Raw genomic sequence first — 17,595 nt, 5'->3', positions numbered from 1 at the left:
TCGTATGCCCCCCATGGTGCAACGTCGGTCCGGGGGCCCCGATTCCGGGGTCGTGAACGGCCAGGCGATCCGGTCGGCCCACACAGTTACGCAGTCAGGCAGTCAGGCGGTTACGCATTCAGGCGGTCAGGCAACCGAGCCCGGCACGAAGCCGTACGGGAGTTCCAGGCGGTTCCTCGCCATCAGCTCCTCGTCGGCGAGGATGTCCGCCGTCGGCCCGTCGCCCGCGATGACGCCCTCGCTGAGGATCACCGAGCGCGGGCAGAGCTCCAGGGCGTACGGCAGGTCGTGGGTGACCATGAGGACCGTGACGTCCAGCGAGCGCAGGACGTCCGCGAGCTCGCGGCGCGAGGCCGGGTCCAGGTTGGAGGAGGGCTCGTCCAGGACGAGGATCTCCGGCTCCATCGCGAGGACGGTCGCGACCGCCACGCGCCGCCGCTGCCCGAACGACAGGTGGTGCGGCGGCCGGTCCGCGTACTCCGCCATGCCGACCCGGGCGAGCGCCTTCGCCACCACTGCCTCCAGCTCCGCGCCGCGCAGCCCGGCGGCCGCCGGGCCGAAGGCGACGTCCTCGCGGACGGTCGGCATGAACAGCTGGTCGTCCGGGTCCTGGAAGACGATCCCGACCCGGCGCCTGGTCTCGGCCAGGTTCCGCTTCTCGACCGGCAGCCCGGCGACGGCGACCGTGCCCGCGCCGCCGGTGAGGATGCCGTTGAGGTGGAGGACGAGGGTGGTCTTGCCCGCGCCGTTGGGGCCGAGGAGCGCGACCCGCTCGCCGCGTCCGACGGTCAGGTCGACGCCGAAGAGGGCCTGGTGGCCGTCGGGGTACGCGTACGCAAGGCCGCGGACGTCGAGAGAGGGGGCGGTGGCGGTGGTGGTCATCGGAGCGTCCATCCCAGGAGGCAGATCACGAGTGCGGCGGCGGGCAGGGCGGCGGCCCGCGCCCATTGGGCCGGGGTCGCCGTCACCTCGTCGATGACCGGCATGGAGCCCGCGTACCCCCGGCTGACCATCGCGAGATGGACGCGCTCACCGCGCTCGTACGAGCGGATGAAGAGCGCGCCCGCCGACTTGGCGAGGACGCCCCAGTGGCGGACGCCCTTCGCCTCGAAGCCGCGCGAGCGGCGGGCGATCGACATCCGGCGCATCTCGTCCGTGATCACGTCGCCGTACCGGATCATGAAGGAGGCGATCTGGACGAGGAGCGGCGGAAGTCTCAGCCGCTGGAGGCCGAGGAGCAGCTCGCGCAGTTCGGTGGTGGCGGCGAGGAGCACGGAGGCGGCGACGCCGAGGGTGCCCTTGGCGAGGACGTTCCAGGCGCCCCACAGCCCGGGGACCGAGACCGAGATCCCGAGGAGCTCCGTCTGCTCGCCCGGGACCACGAAAGGCATCAGGAACGCGAAGGCCACGAACGGGATCTCGATCAGCAGCCGGCGCAGCAGGAACCCGGCCGGGATCCGGGCGCTCGCCGCGACGGCCGCGAGCAGGACTGCGTAGAGGGCGAAGGCCCAGACCGCCTCGCGGGGCGTGGAGACCACGACCACCACGAAGGCGAGGACGGCGGCGAGCTTGGTGTGCGGGGGCAGCGCGTGGACCGGCGAGTTCCCCCGCCGGTAGAGCTTGTGCGCGTGCCCGGCACCCATGTCAGACCTGCGCCCCGGTCGATTCCGTACGGCGGCGGCGGACCATCCAGAAGGCGCCCGTGCCGACGGCGAGCGTCGCGCCGACGCCGATCACGCCCGCCAGGCCGCCCGAGAGCCGGGCCGCCTCGATGCCCTTGACGCCGTAGTCGGCGAGCGGGGAGCCGGCGGCGTCGTGCTCCTCGACGTTCTTGTCGAAGCCCTTGTCGGCGGCGACCTTCTCCAGGCCGTCCGGGCTGGCCGAGGCGTAGAAGGAGACGAAGCCGGCGAGGACCAGGGCGGCGGCCAGACCGCCGAGCCAGAACTTCTTCGGGGAGCGGGCGGCGACGGGCGCGAAGTCGCGGGCCGGCGCGGCGTCGACCAGCTCGCCGTTCACCCGCAGCTTGAGCGGGGTGGTGAGTCCGCGGGCCCCGTACACGAGGTCGGGGCGGACGGCGACGACCGCGCCGACGGTCAGCATGGTGATGGCGGCCTCGCCGATGCCGATGAGGGTGTGGACGCCGACCATCGCGACGAACACCTTGCCCAGCGGTACGTCGGTGGTGCCGCCGATCGCGTAGACGAGCGTGAACGCGGCGGCCGACGCGGGTACGGAGACCAGCGCGGCGACGAAGGAGGCCACGGTCACCGAGCGGCGGGTGCGGGGCAGGACCAGGACGAGGCCGCGGAAGAGTCCGTACGCGACGACGACCGTGACCACGCCCATGACGGTGATGTTCACGCCGAGCGCGGTGAGACCGCCGTCCGCGAAGAGGATGCCCTGCATCAGCAGGACGACCGCCACGCAGAGCACACCTGTGTAAGGACCGACGAGGATCGCGGCGAGCGCGCCGCCGAGCAGATGGCCGCTGGTCCCGGTCGCGACGGGGAAGTTCAGCATCTGCACGGCGAAGATGAAGGCCGCGACGAGCCCGGCGAGGGGCGCGGCCCGCTCGTCCAGTTCGCGGCGCGCTCCGCGCAGGCTGACGGCGACGGCGCCGGCGGCGACGACTCCGGCGGCGACCGATACGGGGGCGTTGATGAATCCGTCAGGTACATGCACGTCCCGAATGATGAGTGCTCCTGCAAAACACTTGCAAGAGCGCACAGATCACAGAAAGGCAGCGCTCACTCCGCACGCGCCCCAAAATATGGGACATTAGGGGATAAATAAGACGAGTGTGAGGAGTGACTCGATGTCCCCCACCGCGGACGACCATGAAGTCGAGGATCACGCCAAAGGCCGGATCATCAGCGACGCCCCCCTCTCCCGCCCCGTCCCGGTCGCCCTCCGTTACGACCGCGACTCCACCCCCGCCACGGTGCGCTTCGTCTTCCCCGGCGGCATCGAGTGGTCGTTCCCGCGCGCCCTCCTCGAAACGGGCCTGCGCGCCCCGATCCGACGCGGCGACATCGGCGTCTGGCCCTGCGGTCGGGTGCAGACGGTCGTCGAGTTCCATACGGCCGACGGGGTCGCGGTCGTCCAGTTCGACACGACCGCCCTGCTGCGCTTCCTCAAACACACGTACGCCGTGACCGCGTCAATGACCCCCTAGAGTTCCCTCCTGGAGTGCCGTCAAGATCACGACGGCACATCGGGAACACATGGGGGAACTACGTGAAGAAGAAGCTGTGGGGCGCGCTCGGAGGCGCCCTGCTGGCCGTGGCCGGGACGCTGTCCGCGGCCTCGGCGCAGGCCACGGAGGCACCACCGGCAGCCGCGCCGGCCCCGAAGGCGACCTCGGTGGCCGGGTGGGCGTCGCCAGGGTGGGAGTCGCTGACGGCGGCGACCCCGCCGCCGGGGACGAACCTGCAGGTCATGAGCTGGAACATGTGCGGCGTCGAGCGGTGGGGGTGCACGGGCACCGGCACGGCGGGCGAGAAGGCCGACGTGGTCAAGCAGTACGTGCAGAACAACTACGTGCAGGCCGCCCTCCTCCAGGAGGTCTGCGCGAGCGGCCTCGACGCGCTGATGACCAAGCTCGGCCCGGGCTGGAGCAAGAGCTTCGTGCCGTACCACTGGTCGCAGAAGGGCGTGCGGACCCCGAGCCCCTGCGCCACCGGCGCCGGTTCCGACCCGAAGGACCTCGTCGGCACGGCGATCGTCGTCAAGGCCGGCCTCGCGGACGCCCAGCAGTACCCGACGACCCAGCCCTGGACCGGCCTCAACCCGCCGTTCCACTGCGCGACGGCGACGTACTTCGGCGTCCGGCTCTGCACGGTCCACGTGTCGACGAAGGACGCCAACCCGGAACACCCGGACTGGGACTACCGGGACGACCAGCTCGCCGAGATCAAGCAGGTCGTCTCCGGCTTCCCGAAGGTCGTCTTCGGCGGCGACTTCAACGCGAGCCCGCCGGACTGGCCGAACAACAAGGACGCCTGGATCTGGCCTGCCGGGCTGTACTCCCAGGGCGCGGGCACCCCTGGCTACCAGGAGTGCGACCAGCAGGGGGCGGCCCGCACGGGCCGGGCCACCCACAACGGCGGCTGGAAGATCGACTACCTCTTCAGCAGCGAGCCCAGGCGGTGGTGCCTGGTCGCCGACACCGAGCGCTCGGACCACCACGTCCTCGTCGAGAGCGTGACGATCACACCTCCGGCGGCCTGATCGTCGGCGGTCGTCCGTGGCCTGATCGTCGACGGTCTTCCGTGGCCTGATCGTCGACGGTCTTCCGTGGCCTGATCGTCGGCGGTCCGCCGTGAACGCGCCTGCGCCGCCCCCGTGTCGCTGACGACACGAGGGCGGCGCAGGGCCGCGTCGGCTCCCCGTCCCCACAGGTTCCGGCGCGATCAGGGGCGTACTCCTCCGCTCAAGGAGCCGCTCCCGGGGTCCGGGGCTCACCGCTCCGCTCAAGCGGCGGCCCCGGGGTTCATGGGACGGACAGGCTGTTCAGGGAAGGAACAGACTGTTCGGGCAAGGGACGGCTCAGACCTTCACCAGTTCGCGGTCCTGGCCCTGCGGCCCGCCCGCGCCCTTCTCGGTGACCAGGCCCTCACCCTCCACGTCCACGTTCGGCAGCGCCCTGTCCAGCCACTTCGGCAGCCACCACGCCTTGTGGCCGAGCAGTGCGAGCACCGCGGGGACGATGGCCATGCGGACCACGAAGGCGTCGAAGAGGACGGCGACGGCGAGACCGAAGCCGATCATCTTGATCATCTGGTCGGTCATGCCGATGAAGCCGGAGAAGACGGCGATCATGATCACGGCGGCGGCGGTGACCACACGGGCGCTGTGCCGGAAGCCGGTCACGATCGCCTCGCCGGGCCGCTCCCCGTGGACGTACGCCTCGCGCATCCGGGTGACGAGGAAGACCTCGTAGTCCATCGCGAGACCGAAGACGACACCCACCATGAAGATCGGCATCATCGACATGATCGGGCCGGTCTGCTCGACGCCGAACAGCGAGCCGAGCCAGCCCCACTGGAAGACCGCGACGACCGCGCCGAGGGCGGCGACCACCGAGAGCAGGAAGCCGAGGGCCGCCTTCAGCGGGACCAGGACCGAGCGGAACACCACCATCAGGAGCAGGAAGGCGAGTCCGACGACAAGGGCCAGGTACGGCACGAGCGCGTCGTTCATCTTCTGCGAGAAGTCGATGTTCATCGCCGTCTGGCCGCTGACCAGGACGTTGTCGCCGGTCGCGCCACGGATGTCGTGGACGAGCTCCTCGGTCGCCACCGAGGACGGACGGTCCTTCGGGATCACCGTGATCATCGCGGTGTCGCCGGCCTTGTTCGGGGTCGGCGGGGCGACGGCCACGACGCCGTCCAGGCCCTTGATGGTCTCGGCGGTGGACTCGGCCACGGCCTTGTCCCCGTCGACGACCACCATCAGGGGGCCGTTGAAGCCGGGGCCGAAGCCGTCCGACAGCAGGTCGTACGCCCGGCGCTCGGTGGCGGAGACGGGCTTGGCGCCGTCGTCCGGCAGTCCCATCTCCAGGGAGGCGGCCGGCAGCGCGATCGCGCCGAGGCCGAGGACACCGACGAGCAGGACCATGATCGGGCGACGGATGACGAACCGGGCCCAGCGGGTGCCCATGTTGGGCTTGCCTTCGGCCTTCTTCGAACCCTCGTCCGCCTTGGGCTCCTTACGCTCCTTGCGCTCCTTACGGTCCTTGCGGCCGAGCACCCTGGCGCCCGCGAACCCGAGCAGCGCCGGGATCAGGGTCAGTGCGATCAGGACCGCGATCACGACCGTGCCGGCCGCGGCGAAGCCCATCTTCGTCAGCATCGGGATGTTGACGACGGCGAGGCCGACCAGGGCGATGACGACGGTCAGACCGGCGAAGACGACGGCCGAGCCGGCCGTGCCGACCGCGCGGCCCGCGGCCTCCTCGCGCTCCCGGCCCTCGGCGAGCTCCGCGCGGTAGCGGGAGACGATGAAGAGGGCGTAGTCGATGCCGACCGCGAGGCCGATCATCATCGCGAGGGTGGAGGTGGTGGAGCCGAGGTCGAGGACGTTCGCCAGCGCCGTGATCGTCGAGACGCCGATGCCGACGCCGATGATCGCGGTCAGCAGCGGGAGTCCGGCGGCGACCAGCGAACCGAAGGTGATGACGAGCACGATGCCGGCGATGACCACGCCGACGATCTCGCCCGCGCCGGTCTCCGGCATGGTCTGCAGCGCGTCACCGCCGATCTCGACGGTCAGCCCCTGCCCCTGCGCGTCGTGCCCGGTCTTCTCCAGGGCCGCACGGGTCTCGTCCGTCAGCTCCATGCCGGAGACCTTGTAGCTGACGGAGACGTAGGCGGTCGAGCCGTCCTTGGAGACCGCCTGCGCGGTGTACGGGTCGGTGACCGAGGCGACCTGGTCGGAGCCGGACTTCAGCTCGGCGACGACGTCCTGGACCTTGGCCTTGTTGGCCGGGTCGGTCATCTTCTGGCCCTCGGGGGCCTTGAAGACGACACGGGCGGTACCCCCGTCGGCGCTGCCGCCGGGGAAGCGCTGCTCGAGGAGGTCGAAGGCCTTCTGGGCCTCGGTGCCGGGTATCGAGAAGGACGAGGAGGTCGCGGCGGGCGCGGTGGCGGCGCCGACTCCGGCGAGCGCGAGAAGCGCCACCCAGAGGAGGGCGACGAGCCGTCGGCGCCGGAAGGCGGAGCGACCCAGCTTGTAAAGGAACGTGGCCACGGGGGCGTACTCCCAATTCGTGGTGGGACAGGGCATGGGGAGCCGGCCCGACGGCGTGAGCGGTGCGACGTCAGGTACTGGGGACTACGGGTGATGCGCGGTACTGCGGGGTGCTGCGAGGTCAGATGCCGAGTGAGGGGAGCACGACGGCATCGACGTAGTTGCTGAGGAATTCGTGGTCGACCGGCTGATCCTCGATCAGCGGGCGGGCGACGAAGGCCCCGATCAGCATGTGGGGCACGAGCTTCAGCGCCGGGTTGTCGGCACGGATCTCGCCCCGTTCCACCGCTCGTTCCAGCACCTCGTCGAAGCCGGTCATCTCGGGTGCGATGAGCAGCTCACGCAGCGCCTGGAGCAGGTCGGGATTGGTGTGGACGGCATGGGCCAGACCCCGCATCAGCGCGGAGTCCTTCTCCATCTGACAGTCGTCGGTCTGCTCCAGCATCGCCTGGAAGTCGCCCCGCAGGGTGCCGGTGTCGATCTCCGCGAAACCGACGGGCTTGTTGTGGCGCAGGGCCTTGGCGACCAGCTCGGGCTTGCTCCCCCACTGGCGGTAGAGGGTGGCCTTGCTGGAGTGGGTGCGGGCGGCGACGGCGTCCATGGTGAGGGCGTCGTAACCGACCTCGCGCAGGAGGTCGAGCACGGCTTCGTACAGCTCGGACTCACGCTCTGGGGTGAGCCTGCTGCGTGCCATGACCGGACTCCATTCCGAACGAAACGGTTTCGTACAGTACGAAGGTACCCCGACCGCCAGCGAAACGAAACCGTTTCGTACGTGTCCTGGGCCACACGCCCTCCCGCACGCCCGCGGACACGCCCGCCCCCGAGGCCACCGCGCACGTACGTGCGTACGAGTTGCCGCACCCCCTCCGCGCGGAAAGCATGAGGAGGTGAGTGAAGACGCCGCGTACCTCCGCTTCCCGCACCTCCACGACGATCTGCTGTGCTTCGCGGCCGAGGACGACCTCTGGGTCGCACCCCTCGTGCCCGAGGGCCACCGCCCCGGCCGGGCCTGGCGGGTCACCGTCGACCGGACCCGGGTCGGCCACCCCCGCTTCTCACCCGACGGCCGCCATCTCGCGTACACGACCTGGCGCAGCCTCGACCCCGAGATCCATCTCGCGCCGGTCGAGGGCGGCCCCTCGCGGCGGCTCACCTACTGGGGCTCGACCGACACCCGGGTCTGCTCCTGGTCCCCCGACGGCGACATCCTCGCCGTCTCCTCGCACGGCCAGCCCTTCTCGTACTACTCCTGGGCCTACACCGTCCCCACCGACGGCTCCCCCGGCGGCCGGATGCCCTGGGGCCCGGTCTCCGACATCGCGGTCGCGGACGCCGAAGGCGAGTCCGGCACCGAGCGGCGCACGCTCCTCCTCACCGGGAAGCCGCCGCACGAGCCGGCGGCCTGGAAGCGGTACCGCGGCGGGGCCACCGGGCGGCTCTGGCTGCACGGGGAGCGCCTGCTGCCGGACATCGGCGGCCATCTGGACGCGCCCATGTTCGTGGACGGCCGGATCGCGTTCCTCTCCGACCACGAGGGCGTCGGCAACCTCTACTCCTGCCTGCCCGACGGCACCGACCTGCGCCGCCACACCGACCACGACGCCTTCTACGCCCGGCACGCCTCGAGCGACGGCCGACGGGTGGTCTACCAGTGCGCGGGCGACCTGTGGATCGTCGACGACCTGACCGTCCCCCACGCCGCCCCGCGCAAGCTGGAGGTACGGCTCGGGGGCCCGCGCGCCGGACGGCGGCCGTACCAGGTCCCGGCGGCCAACCACGTGGACGCCCTCTCGGTCGACGAGACCGGGCGGGCCTGCGCGGTGTCGGTGCGCGGCAGCCTGTACTGGCTCACCCACCGCGACGGCCCGGCCCGCACGATCACGGACACCCCGGGCGTACGGGTCCGGCTGCCGGAGATGCTGGGCAGCGGAGGCCAGGTCGCGTACGTCACGGACGCCGAGGGCGAGGACGCCATCGAGGTCGCGTACCTGCCGCGCGCCAGCGGGGAACGGGAGCCGCGCAGGCTGGCCATGGGGGAGCTCGGCCGGGTCGAGGAGATGATCTCCGACCCGGACGGCGAGCGGCTCGCGATCGCCTCCCACGACGGCCGACTGCTGCTGATCGACGCGACCGAGGACTCCAACGGCGAGGCGACCGAGCTGATCCGGTCGATCAACGGGCCGGTGCGCGACCTGGCCTTCTCCCCCGACGGGACCTGGCTGACCTGGTCGCACCCGGGCATCGGGCGCTCGCTGCGGCAGATCAAGATGGCCCGGATCGCGGGTCCCGGCGCGCGGGCGATCGTCGACGTCACCAACGGCCGCTTCGAGGACGAGAATCCGGTCTTCACCCGCGACGGCCGCTACCTCGCGTTCCTCTCCTGGCGCGGTTTCGACCCGGTGTACGACGTGCACACCGGCGACCTGTCGTTCCCGCTGGGTTGCCGCCCGTACCTCGTACCGCTCTCCTCCGCGACGCCCTCCCCGTTCGCGCTGCTGCCGGACGGGCGGCCCGCGGCGGGCGGGCTCGACCCGGCGGAGACCGAGCCTCCCGAGGGAGGGGGCGCCGAGGGCATGACGATCGTGGAGGTGGAGGGGCTCGCGGACCGGGTCACGCCGTTCCCGGTGGCCGCGTCCAAGTACTCGGCGCTGCACCCGGTCAGCGGCGGCGGGCTCGTCTGGCTGCGCTGGCCGATCTCCGGGGCGCTCGGCGAGACCTTCGCCAACCCGGCGGACACGACGGGCCGGCCGACCCTGGAGTACTTCAACATCACCAAGGCCCGCAAGACGGAACTGGTGCAGCACCTGGACTGGTTCGCGGTCAGCGGTGACGGCTCACGGCTCGTCGTCGTGGACGAGGGCGAACTGCGGGCGGTGCCGTCGACGGAGTCCGGGGACGGCGACTCGACCGTCTACATCGACCTGCGGCGGATCCTGCACGAGGTCGACCCGGAGGCGGAGTGGCGGGGCGCCTACGAGGAGGCGGGCCGGATCGTCCGCTCGTACTTCTGGGACCCGAACATGTGCGGCGTGGACTGGCCCGCCGTCCTCGACCAGTACCGCCCGCTCGTCGAACGGGTCGCGACCCCCGACGACTTCGCCGATCTGCTGCGCGAGGTCATGGGCGAACTGGGCACCTCGCACGCGTACGTGACGCCCGCCAGGCGCAACGAGGGACCGCCGCACTACCAGCGGGCGATGGGGCTGCTCGGCGCCAACCTCGTTCCCCGGGACGGCGGCTGGATGGTCAAGCGGATCCTGCCCGGCGACTCCTCGGACTCCAAGGCGCGCTCGCCGCTCGCGGGCACCGGCATCCGGGAGGGCGCGGTCCTCACCCATGTGGACGGCCGCCCGGTGGACCCGGTGAGCGGCCCGTATCCGCTGCTGTCCGCCTCGGGCGGCACGACGGTCGAGCTGACCTTCCAGCCCGCGGAGGGCGAGGGGCGCGCGCGCCGGGTCGCGATCGTGCCGCTGATCGACGAACGGCCGCTGCGCTACCAGGACTGGGTGGCCAAACGTCGTGCGGTGGTACGGGAGGTCAGCGGCGGCAAGTGCGGCTATCTGCACATCCCGGACATGGGCGGCTCGGGCTGGGCCCAGTTCAACCGCGACCTGCGGATGGAGGTCTCCCGGCCGGCCCTGATCGTGGACGTGCGCGGCAACGCGGGCGGCCACATCAGCGAGCTGGTCGTGGAGAAGCTGACCCGCAAGATCCTGGGCTGGGACCTGACGAGGAACGCGCAGCCGGTCTCGTACGCCTCGAACGCCCCACGGGGCCCGGTGGTCGCCCTCGCCGACGAGGCCACCTCCTCGGACGGCGACATGATCACGGCGGCGTTCAAACTCCTGGGCCTCGGCCCGGTGGTGGGACAGCGGACGTGGGGCGGTGTGGTCGGCATGACGGGCCGGCACCGGCTGGGCGACGGCACACAGATCACGGTGCCGATGAACGCGGCCTGGTTCCCGGAGTTCGGCTGGTCCGTGGAGAACCAGGGCGTGGATCCGGACCTGGCGATCCTGCGCACCCCGCTGGACTGGGCCGAGGGCCGTCACGCCCAACTGGACGACGCGGTCGCCGTGGCGCTCTCGCTCCTGGCGGAGACCCCGGCGGCGACCCCGCCGGGCTACGCGGACGTCCCGGACCGCTCCCGCCCGAAGCTCCCGCCCAGGTCGGAGTGACGGGCCGCCGCGAGATCGAGTTCGTAGGCGACGCCCGGCCGACCGTCGAGGGTCACGCTCCCCACGGCGCCGAAGCCGAGGCGGCCGAGGACGGTCCGGGACGCGGTGTTGTCCACGGTGGTCGCGGCGGTCAGCCGGCTCAGCCCGTACTCCTCCACGGCGAGCCGGCAGACCTCGCGCACCCCCGCGGAGGCGACGCCGCGTCCGGCCGCCTTCTCGGCGACCCGGTAGCCGAGCTCGGCACCCCCGTCGGCCACGTCGACGAGGTTGAACCGGCCCACGACCTCTCCCCCGTCCCCCACGAGCACGTGCATCAGGACCACCCCGGTCGCCTGCTCGTCCAGCAGGGTTCGGTGGCGCCCGGCGAACTCCTCGAAGTACGCGTCGCCCCGGTCGGGCACATGGGCGGCGAAATACGCCCGGTTCTCCCGCTCGAACGCGAGGAGCGCGGGCGCGTGGTCGGCACGGAGGAGCTGCAGTTCGGACATGATCCGCACGCTACGCGGACGGCGGGCTCGTGGCGCGTGATTTAGGACACTCCCGGCCCCGCTGTCCGCGCGCACGCGGAAGGCGCACCCGGCGTCCCGGGTGCCCCTTCTCCAAGGACCGTCATGGTCCTCGTAGGACAGACGTCAGGCGTCGTAGTCCTGGTCGAAGCGGTCCTGGGCCTCCTGCTGGGCCCGGCGCTGCTCCTCCTCGGAGGGGCGGCCCTTGGCCTGGGAGGCGCGCTCGGACGCTTCTTCGCGTGCCTTGCCCATCTTCTGCTTCGCCTGCTCGGCGGCCTGCTGCGCCTTGTCCTGGAACTGGTCCTTCATGCCCATGAAAGTTCACTCCTAGACGGGTGTGAGGGGATCGGGGCGGCTCGCCCCTTGGGCCTCGACCAGCGTGGCACGGCGGAACATTCCGCGCATTTCGATCAGATACTCTCCGTGCGCGCCCGCTCGTCGGCCGCCCCTCCCGCGCCCACGAGCCCCTTGGAGACACCGGCCAGGCGCGGTTCGAAGCGCTTCATCTCGCGCCGTCCGACCGTGGCGATGATCCCGGGCAGGTACCCCCGCGACGCCTGCATCCCGCGCAGCCACCACTGGGCGTACACGTGCGGCGAGCGCCGCTCGATGCCCGCCACGATCCGGTCCACGGCCGGGCCGAGGGGGTACGTACGGTTCGAGGGCCAGGGCAGCCGCTGCCGCAGCTCCTTCATCACGTCGTCCTGGTCCGCGCCGCGCACCATGTCCGTGTCGGTCCAGGAGAGGTAGCCGACGCCGACCTTCACGCCCTTGTATCCGACCTCCGCGCGCAGGCTGTGGGCGAAGGCCTCGACGCCCGACTTGGACGCGCAGTACGCCGTCATCATCGGCGCCGGGGTCATGGCGGCGAGCGAGGCGATCTGGAGGAAGTAGCCGCGCGACTCCATCAGTACGGGCAGGAACGCCCGTCCCGTCACCGCCCCGCCGATCAGGTTGACCTCGATGACCCGCCGCCAGGCGACCGGGTCGGAGTCCAGGAACGGGCCGCCCGCCGCGACCCCCGCGTTGGCGACGACGATGTCGACCTTCCCGAAGCGCTCCTTGACCTCCTCGGCGACCCGGGCCATCGCCTCGTGGTCGGTGACGTCGGCGTGCCACCAGTCCGCCTCGGTGTGGAGCCGGCCCGCGACCTGCTTCAGCTCCTCCGGCTCCAGGCCGACGAGCGCGAGCTTCGCGCCGCGCGCCGAGAGCTTGCGGGCGAGGAGTTCGCCGACACCGCGCGCCGCTCCGGTGACGACCGCGACCTGACCCTCCAGGCTGACCCTGCTCATGCCACTTCCTCCTTCTGCTCCACGGACGTCGGCTCTACAGGCGTCGGCTCTACGGGCGTCGGCTCCGCCGACACGTACGAGGTCACGAGGTCACGGATCCGGGCCGTCACCGCCTCCGGCGCCTCCACCGGTGTCATATGACCCATACCCGCCAGCTCCTCGAGGCCCACGCACCGCGGCAGCGCCGCCGCGAGGCCGCGGGAGTGCACGGGCGGGGTGAGCCGGTCGGCCGTGCCCGCGATCACGGCCACGGGCAGCTCCAACTCCCGTACGCCCGCGACGAGATCGAGCTCCGCGAGCACCCGCGACCAGGCCACCCGCGCGCGGCGCGGACACGCGTGCACGATCCGGGCGCACGCGTCGACCCGCTCGGGCGCCGAACCGGGGCCCATCGTGGCGTACTTGAGGATCTTCCTGGACAGCGCGTTGACGGGTCCGAGCGGCGCCCGCGCGCCCAGGATCGCCTTGGTCAGCCGGGTCCGCACCCCGCCGGCCGGCAGCGGCAGGACCAGGGACTCGGCCACCAGCCGGGACGGCCCGGTGGAGCAGAGCAGCGCGGCGGCCGCGTGCTCCCGGAAGGCGGGGCGCGTGGCGGCCGCCATCAGCGTCATGCCGCCCATGGAGTGCCCGGCCAGGACCGCCCGCTCGCCCGGGGCGAGGGTCGCGGCGAGCACGGCCTCCAGGTCGTCGGCGAGCGCCCGCGTGGAGAAGCCGGCCGGGTCCGCGGGGGCGGGGGTGAGGCCGTGGCCGCGCTGGTCGTAGGCGATGACCCGGTGGTCCCGGGCGAGGTCCCGGATCTGCTCGGCCCAGAAGGCGATCGAGCAGGTCCAGCCGTGGGCCAGGACCACGGCGGGGGCGGCGTCAGGGCCGAACACCTCGGCATGGACGCGGGCGCCGTCGACGGAGACGGCGATCACCTCCCGGGAGTGCGGGAGCGGTCCCGTACGGGACGCGAAGAGGCGGCTCACTTCACCGTCTCCTTCTTCTGGGACGCGCGGCGCGCGGCCGGCGCCTTCTCCGCCGCCTGCTTCTCGGCCGCCGCCTTCTCCGCCGCCTGCTTCTCGGCCGGCCTCAGCACCTCGTACTCCGCCAGGTCCACCCGCCGCGTCTCGCGCCGGAACTCGCCCGTCGTGCCCGGCCACAGCGTGGTGTTGCGGCCGTTGGCGTCCAGGTACCAGCTGTCGCAGCCGCCCGACTTCCAGACGGTCCGCTCCATCCGGTCCTGCACCTTGCGGTTCCAGGCGCCGACGGCGGACGGCCGGGCGGCGAGCGCTGCGCGGCCGCCGAGGACGTCCAGCTGGCGGAGGTAGTCGGCCATGTAGTTCAGCTGGGACTCGATCATCAGGATCATGGAGGAGTTCCCGAGGCCCGTGTTGGGCCCGATGATCGTCATCCAGTTCGGGAAGCCGTCGACGGTCGCGCCGCGCAGCGAGGCCACCCCGCCCTTCCACGCCTCGGAGAGCGCGACGCCGTCCGCGCCCACGACCCGGTCGGCGATCGGCATGTCGGTGACGTGGAACCCCGTGCCGAAGACGATCGCGTCGACCTCGGTCTCCGTCCCGTCGGCGGCCACGACGGTCGAGCCGCGCACCTCGCGCAGCCCCGAGGCGACGACGTCCACATTCGGCTCGGCGAGCGCCGGGTAGTAGGCGTTGGAGAGCAGGATGCGCTTGCAGCCGATGCGGTACGACGGGGTCAGCTTGGCCCGCAGCTCCGGGTCCTTGATCGACTTGGCCATGTTGGCCTTGGCGAGCGATTCGACGAGACCCAGTTCACCGGGGCGCTTGGTGAAGGCGCTCACCTGGAGCTCGCGGATGCCCCAGAGCAGCCCGCGCCGCGCGGTGCCGGTGAAGGGGAGCGTGCGGTGCAGCCAGCGCTCGGCGCCGGTGATGGCCCGGTCCACGCGGGGCATGACCCACGGCGGCGTCCGCTGGAAGAGCGTAAGGCTCCCGACCTGCGGCTGGATGGCGGGCACGATCTGAATGGCGGAGGCGCCGGTGCCGACCATGGCGACGCGCTTGCCGGTGAGGTCGTAGTCGTGGTCCCACCGCGCGGAGTGGAAGACCTTGCCGGGGAAGTCGGCGAGTCCCGGGATGTCGGGGATCTTGGGGTCGGAGAGCGGGCCGGTCGCCGAGACGATCACATCGGCGGTGAAGGATCCCTGACTGGTCTCGATCTCCCAGCGCAGCTCGTCGCCGTCCCAGCGCATCAGGGTCACCTCGTGGTTCAGCCGCAGGTGCGAACGGAGCCGGAAGGTGTCGGTGACGTGCTCCAGGTAGGCGCGGATGTGGCGCTGGCCCGAGAAGGTGCGCGGCCAGTCCGGGTTGGGCGCGAAGGAGAAGGAGTAGAGGTGCGACGGGACGTCGCAGGCGCAGCCCGGGTAGCTGTTGTCGCGCCAGGTGCCACCGACGGAGTCGGCCCGCTCCAGGACGACGAAGTCGGTGATCCCCTCGCGGCGCAGCCGGACGGCGGCCCCGAGTCCGCCGAACCCCGATCCGATCACCGCCACTCGTACGTGCTCGTGCTTCGCCATGCCGCCTCCCACGCGCCACAATCCCGCCAGCAATCACTGGCACAATCGGGACTGTAGAGCAGCGGCATACCGAGCGGTAGGGGTCGGGCAAGGGAAAGTTACCGGCGGTACAACATAGGCTGGCGGGCGTGGCAGACCGATCGGAAGAGCCGAAGGCAGACGTGAAGGGCGAAGGGAAGGGCAAGGGGAAGGGCGACGGGAGGGGCGACGGGAAGGCGGGCCTGAGGGACGTACGCGAGTACCGCATGGACGAACTGGCCGCCGAGGCCGGCATCACCGTGCGCACCCTGCGCTTCTACCGCGAGCGCGGGCTGATCGCACCGCCCCGCCGCGAGGGCCGGATCGCCTGGTACGACGACCACCACCTGGCCAAGCTCCGGACGATCGCCGCCCTGCTCGAACGCGGCCACACCCTCAACGGCATCGCCGACCTCAACACCGCCTTCGAGAGCGGCAAGGACGTCAGCGAGGTCCTCGGCCTCGGCGAGCCCACCGAGGAGGAGCCGATCCGGCTCACCCCCCAGGAGCTCGCCGACTACTTCGCGGGCGAGGTCACCCCGGAGAACCTGCTGGCCGCCCTCGACCTCGGCTACCTCGCCACCGACGGCGACGCGATCGTCCACATCAGCCGCCGACTGCTCGACGTCTCCGCCGCCCTGGTGAAGGAGGGCGTCCCGCTCGCGGCGGTCCTGGAGGCGGGGCGCGCGGTCCGCGACCACGCGGACGCGCTGGCCGCGCTCTTCACCGACCTGCTGCGCGAGCACGCGGAGGAGAAGGACATCCAGCGGCTGCGCCCGCTCGCGAAGAGCGTGGTGGAGGCGGAACTGTCGATGGCCCTGGACCGCCGCCTACGCGAGCACCCCTGACCGCTGCCGGACGACAGCGCGCGCCCCACACCCCTCGTGAACTACAGGTCGTACACCGCGGTGACAGGCGCGTGGTCGCTCCACCGCTCCGCGTGGGTGGCGGCCCGCTCGACGTAGGCCTTCACGGCCTTCGCGGCGAGACCGGGGGTGGCGACCTGGTAGTCGATGCGCCAGCCGGTGTCGTTGTCGAAGGCGCGACCGCGGTACGACCACCAGGAGTAGGGGCCGTCCTGGTCAGGGTGGAGCTCCCGCACGACATCGACGTACGCGGCCTCGCCGAAGACGCGACCGAGCCACTCCCGCTCCTCGGGGAGGAAGCCGGCGCTCTTCTGGTTGGCCTTCCAGTTCTTGAGGTCGGCCTCGCGGTGGGCGATGTTCCAGTCGCCGCAGACGACGACCTCACGCCCTTCGGCGGCGGAACGCTCCTTGAGCTCCTTCAGGTACGGCAGGAACTCGTCCATGAAGCGGATCTTCTCGTCCTGGCGCTCGGTGCCGACCTCACCGGAGGGGAGGTAGAGGCTGGCGACGGTGACGCCGGGCAGGTCCGCCTCGATGTACCGGCCGCTGCCGTCGAACTCGCTCGACCCGAAGCCGACGCGCACGGCGTCCGGCTCACGACGGGTGTAGAGGGAGACCCCGGCGCGCCCCTTGGCGGCGGCGGGCGCGTGCGCGGTGAACCAGCCCTCGGGCGCCCGGACGTCGGCGGGGAGCTGAGCCTCCTCGGCACGGACTTCCTGCAGGCAGACGGCGTCGGCGGAGGTCCCGGCGAGCCACTCCACGAAGCCCTTCTTGGCGGCGGCACGGAGACCGTTGACATTGACAGAGGTCACAGTGAGCATCCAAGGAGACTACCGACCCCATCGATCCGCATACCCATACAATAGACGACATGAACATACGCCCCATCCCCTACGACCATCCCGACGCGGTGAAGCTCCAGGACGCGGTCATGCTGGAGTACGCGGTCCGCTACGACGGCGAGGGCGACGCCACACCGCTCGACGCGGGGATGTTCGTACCGCCGCGCGGCCTCTACCTCCTCGCGTACGACGCCGAGGACCGCCCGGTCGCGTCGGGCGCCTGGCGCACCCAGGACAAGAACGACGAGGGCTACGCGGACGGCGACGCCGAGCTCAAGCGCATGTACGTGGTCCCCGAGGCACGCGGCCTGGGCCTGGCCCGCCGCATCCTGGCGGCCCTGGAGGCCGACGCCCGCGCGGCGGGCCGCACCCGCATGGTCCTGGAGACGGGCACGGCCCAGCCGGAGGCGATGGCGCTCTACGCCTCCAGCGGCTACGAGCCGTGCGCCAAGTTCGGCCACTACCGCCACTACGAGAGCAGCCGCTGCTTCGCGAAGCCCCTGCAGCCCTGACGAGCCGCGATGCGGCATTCGGGTGGAGAGGGGCTCGTACCGCAACTGCTCCCGGCCTTCGCGTTGTCCTCCCCGTCAGTGGCAGGACAACCAAG

General features: G+C 71.7%; 16 protein-coding genes. 5 read left to right on the top strand and 11 right to left on the bottom strand.

The features are described 5' to 3' along the window. Positions 1-126 precede the first annotated feature (126 nt). The 3 genes from ACGFYP_RS21995 to ACGFYP_RS21985 are packed head-to-tail and all read right to left on the bottom strand — an operon-like array spanning position 127 to position 2,682. Entirely contained in the window at positions 127-882 is a 756-nt protein-coding gene (locus tag ACGFYP_RS21995) for an energy-coupling factor ABC transporter ATP-binding protein (RefSeq protein ID WP_393496013.1), read from the bottom strand. Next, positions 879-1,643: a cobalt ECF transporter T component CbiQ gene (cbiQ, locus tag ACGFYP_RS21990; protein WP_393496010.1), complete on the bottom strand. Its 765-nt coding sequence runs from the start codon at positions 1,641-1,643 to the stop codon at positions 879-881. The genes ACGFYP_RS21995 and cbiQ overlap by 4 nt, the downstream gene beginning before the upstream one ends. A gap of 1 nt (position 1,644) precedes the next feature. Next, positions 1,645-2,682 (bottom strand): energy-coupling factor ABC transporter permease, encoded by a 1,038-nt coding sequence (locus ACGFYP_RS21985; protein WP_393496007.1) that lies wholly within the window; start codon positions 2,680-2,682, stop codon positions 1,645-1,647. Positions 2,683-2,815: 133 nt separating this feature from the next. On the opposite strand from ACGFYP_RS21985, the gene ACGFYP_RS21980 reads away from it, so the two are divergent. Both ACGFYP_RS21980 and ACGFYP_RS21975 read left to right on the top strand, forming a co-directional pair. Continuing rightward, positions 2,816-3,175 (top strand): SsgA family sporulation/cell division regulator, encoded by a 360-nt coding sequence (locus tag ACGFYP_RS21980; RefSeq protein WP_393496004.1) that lies wholly within the window; start codon positions 2,816-2,818, stop codon positions 3,173-3,175. A 62-nt stretch (positions 3,176-3,237) separates the two neighbouring features. Continuing rightward, positions 3,238-4,230, top strand: a complete 993-nt coding sequence (locus ACGFYP_RS21975) for an endonuclease/exonuclease/phosphatase family protein (protein WP_393496001.1) — start codon at positions 3,238-3,240, stop codon at positions 4,228-4,230. Positions 4,231-4,548: 318 nt separating this feature from the next. On the opposite strand, the gene ACGFYP_RS21970 is transcribed toward ACGFYP_RS21975, so the two are convergent. Continuing rightward, positions 4,549-6,750: an MMPL family transporter gene (locus tag ACGFYP_RS21970; protein WP_393495997.1), complete on the bottom strand. Its 2,202-nt coding sequence runs from the start codon at positions 6,748-6,750 to the stop codon at positions 4,549-4,551. A 121-nt stretch (positions 6,751-6,871) separates the two neighbouring features. Continuing rightward, the gene (locus ACGFYP_RS21965; protein WP_393495994.1) at positions 6,872-7,444 is read right to left on the bottom strand and encodes a TetR/AcrR family transcriptional regulator; all 573 of its coding nucleotides are present in this window, start codon (positions 7,442-7,444) and stop codon (positions 6,872-6,874) included. A gap of 196 nt (positions 7,445-7,640) precedes the next feature. Between ACGFYP_RS21965 and ACGFYP_RS21960 the strand changes: the two genes are divergently transcribed. Then, entirely contained in the window at positions 7,641-10,931 is a 3,291-nt protein-coding gene (locus tag ACGFYP_RS21960) for a S41 family peptidase (RefSeq protein ID WP_393495991.1), read from the top strand. Here ACGFYP_RS21960 and ACGFYP_RS21955 read toward each other — a convergent pair. The 5 genes from ACGFYP_RS21955 to ACGFYP_RS21935 all read right to left on the bottom strand — a co-directional run bounded on the left by ACGFYP_RS21955 (position 10,877) and on the right by ACGFYP_RS21935 (position 15,262). Continuing rightward, complete coding sequence (locus tag ACGFYP_RS21955; RefSeq protein WP_393495988.1) at positions 10,877-11,419, bottom strand: GNAT family N-acetyltransferase; 543 nt, start codon at positions 11,417-11,419, stop codon at positions 10,877-10,879. The two genes, ACGFYP_RS21960 and ACGFYP_RS21955, sit on opposite strands and share 55 nt — an antisense overlap. Positions 11,420-11,563: 144 nt before the next feature. Continuing rightward, the gene (locus ACGFYP_RS21950) at positions 11,564-11,752 is read right to left on the bottom strand and encodes a hypothetical protein (protein WP_361967216.1); all 189 of its coding nucleotides are present in this window, start codon (positions 11,750-11,752) and stop codon (positions 11,564-11,566) included. Between the two features lie 95 nt (positions 11,753-11,847). After that, a complete protein-coding gene (locus tag ACGFYP_RS21945) occupies positions 11,848-12,729 on the bottom strand; it encodes an SDR family oxidoreductase (RefSeq protein WP_393495984.1) in 882 nt (293 codons plus the stop codon). Next, entirely contained in the window at positions 12,726-13,697 is a 972-nt protein-coding gene (locus ACGFYP_RS21940) for an alpha/beta fold hydrolase (protein WP_393495981.1), read from the bottom strand. The genes ACGFYP_RS21945 and ACGFYP_RS21940 overlap by 4 nt, the downstream gene beginning before the upstream one ends. After that, the gene (locus ACGFYP_RS21935; RefSeq protein ID WP_393495978.1) at positions 13,694-15,262 is read right to left on the bottom strand and encodes a flavin-containing monooxygenase; all 1,569 of its coding nucleotides are present in this window, start codon (positions 15,260-15,262) and stop codon (positions 13,694-13,696) included. The genes ACGFYP_RS21940 and ACGFYP_RS21935 overlap by 4 nt, the downstream gene beginning before the upstream one ends. 245 nt (positions 15,263-15,507) lie before the next feature. Between ACGFYP_RS21935 and ACGFYP_RS21930 the strand changes: the two genes are divergently transcribed. Continuing rightward, positions 15,508-16,128 (top strand): MerR family transcriptional regulator, encoded by a 621-nt coding sequence (locus tag ACGFYP_RS21930; protein WP_393496504.1) that lies wholly within the window; start codon positions 15,508-15,510, stop codon positions 16,126-16,128. Positions 16,129-16,169: 41 nt separating this feature from the next. Here ACGFYP_RS21930 and ACGFYP_RS21925 read toward each other — a convergent pair whose 3' ends face one another. Beyond that, on the bottom strand, positions 16,170-16,967 hold the full coding sequence (locus ACGFYP_RS21925) for an exodeoxyribonuclease III (RefSeq protein WP_393495975.1): 798 nt from the start codon (positions 16,965-16,967) through the stop codon (positions 16,170-16,172). Between the two features lie 50 nt (positions 16,968-17,017). On the opposite strand from ACGFYP_RS21925, the gene ACGFYP_RS21920 reads away from it, so the two are divergent. Beyond that, positions 17,018-17,500 (top strand): GNAT family N-acetyltransferase, encoded by a 483-nt coding sequence (locus ACGFYP_RS21920; RefSeq protein WP_393495972.1) that lies wholly within the window; start codon positions 17,018-17,020, stop codon positions 17,498-17,500. Positions 17,501-17,595: the final 95 nt, after the last annotated feature.

It is taken from the genome of Streptomyces sp. NPDC048370, from assembly GCF_043200825.1.
GTDB lineage: Bacteria > Actinomycetota > Actinomycetes > Streptomycetales > Streptomycetaceae > Streptomyces.
Note: the sequence above shows the minus strand (reverse complement) of the source record. Positions and strands in the feature narration are given on the sequence as shown.

Excerpts from the sequence above, each read along its gene's own strand:
- ACGFYP_RS21995 (WP_393496013.1), bottom strand. The coding sequence starts at position 882 with ATGACCACCACCGCCACCGCCCCCTCTCTCGACGTCCGCGGCCTTGCG.
- cbiQ (WP_393496010.1), bottom strand. The coding sequence starts at position 1,643 with ATGGGTGCCGGGCACGCGCACAAGCTCTACCGGCGGGGGAACTCGCCG.
- ACGFYP_RS21980 (WP_393496004.1), top strand. The coding sequence starts at position 2,816 with ATGTCCCCCACCGCGGACGACCATGAAGTCGAGGATCACGCCAAAGGC.
- ACGFYP_RS21965 (WP_393495994.1), bottom strand. The coding sequence starts at position 7,444 with ATGGCACGCAGCAGGCTCACCCCAGAGCGTGAGTCCGAGCTGTACGAA.
- ACGFYP_RS21955 (WP_393495988.1), bottom strand. The coding sequence starts at position 11,419 with ATGTCCGAACTGCAGCTCCTCCGTGCCGACCACGCGCCCGCGCTCCTC.
- ACGFYP_RS21950 (WP_361967216.1), bottom strand. The coding sequence starts at position 11,752 with ATGGGCATGAAGGACCAGTTCCAGGACAAGGCGCAGCAGGCCGCCGAG.
- ACGFYP_RS21945 (WP_393495984.1), bottom strand. The coding sequence starts at position 12,729 with ATGAGCAGGGTCAGCCTGGAGGGTCAGGTCGCGGTCGTCACCGGAGCG.
- ACGFYP_RS21935 (WP_393495978.1), bottom strand. The coding sequence starts at position 15,262 with ATGGCGAAGCACGAGCACGTACGAGTGGCGGTGATCGGATCGGGGTTC.
- ACGFYP_RS21930 (WP_393496504.1), top strand. The coding sequence starts at position 15,508 with ATGGACGAACTGGCCGCCGAGGCCGGCATCACCGTGCGCACCCTGCGC.
- ACGFYP_RS21925 (WP_393495975.1), bottom strand. The coding sequence starts at position 16,967 with ATGCTCACTGTGACCTCTGTCAATGTCAACGGTCTCCGTGCCGCCGCC.
- ACGFYP_RS21920 (WP_393495972.1), top strand. The coding sequence starts at position 17,018 with ATGAACATACGCCCCATCCCCTACGACCATCCCGACGCGGTGAAGCTC.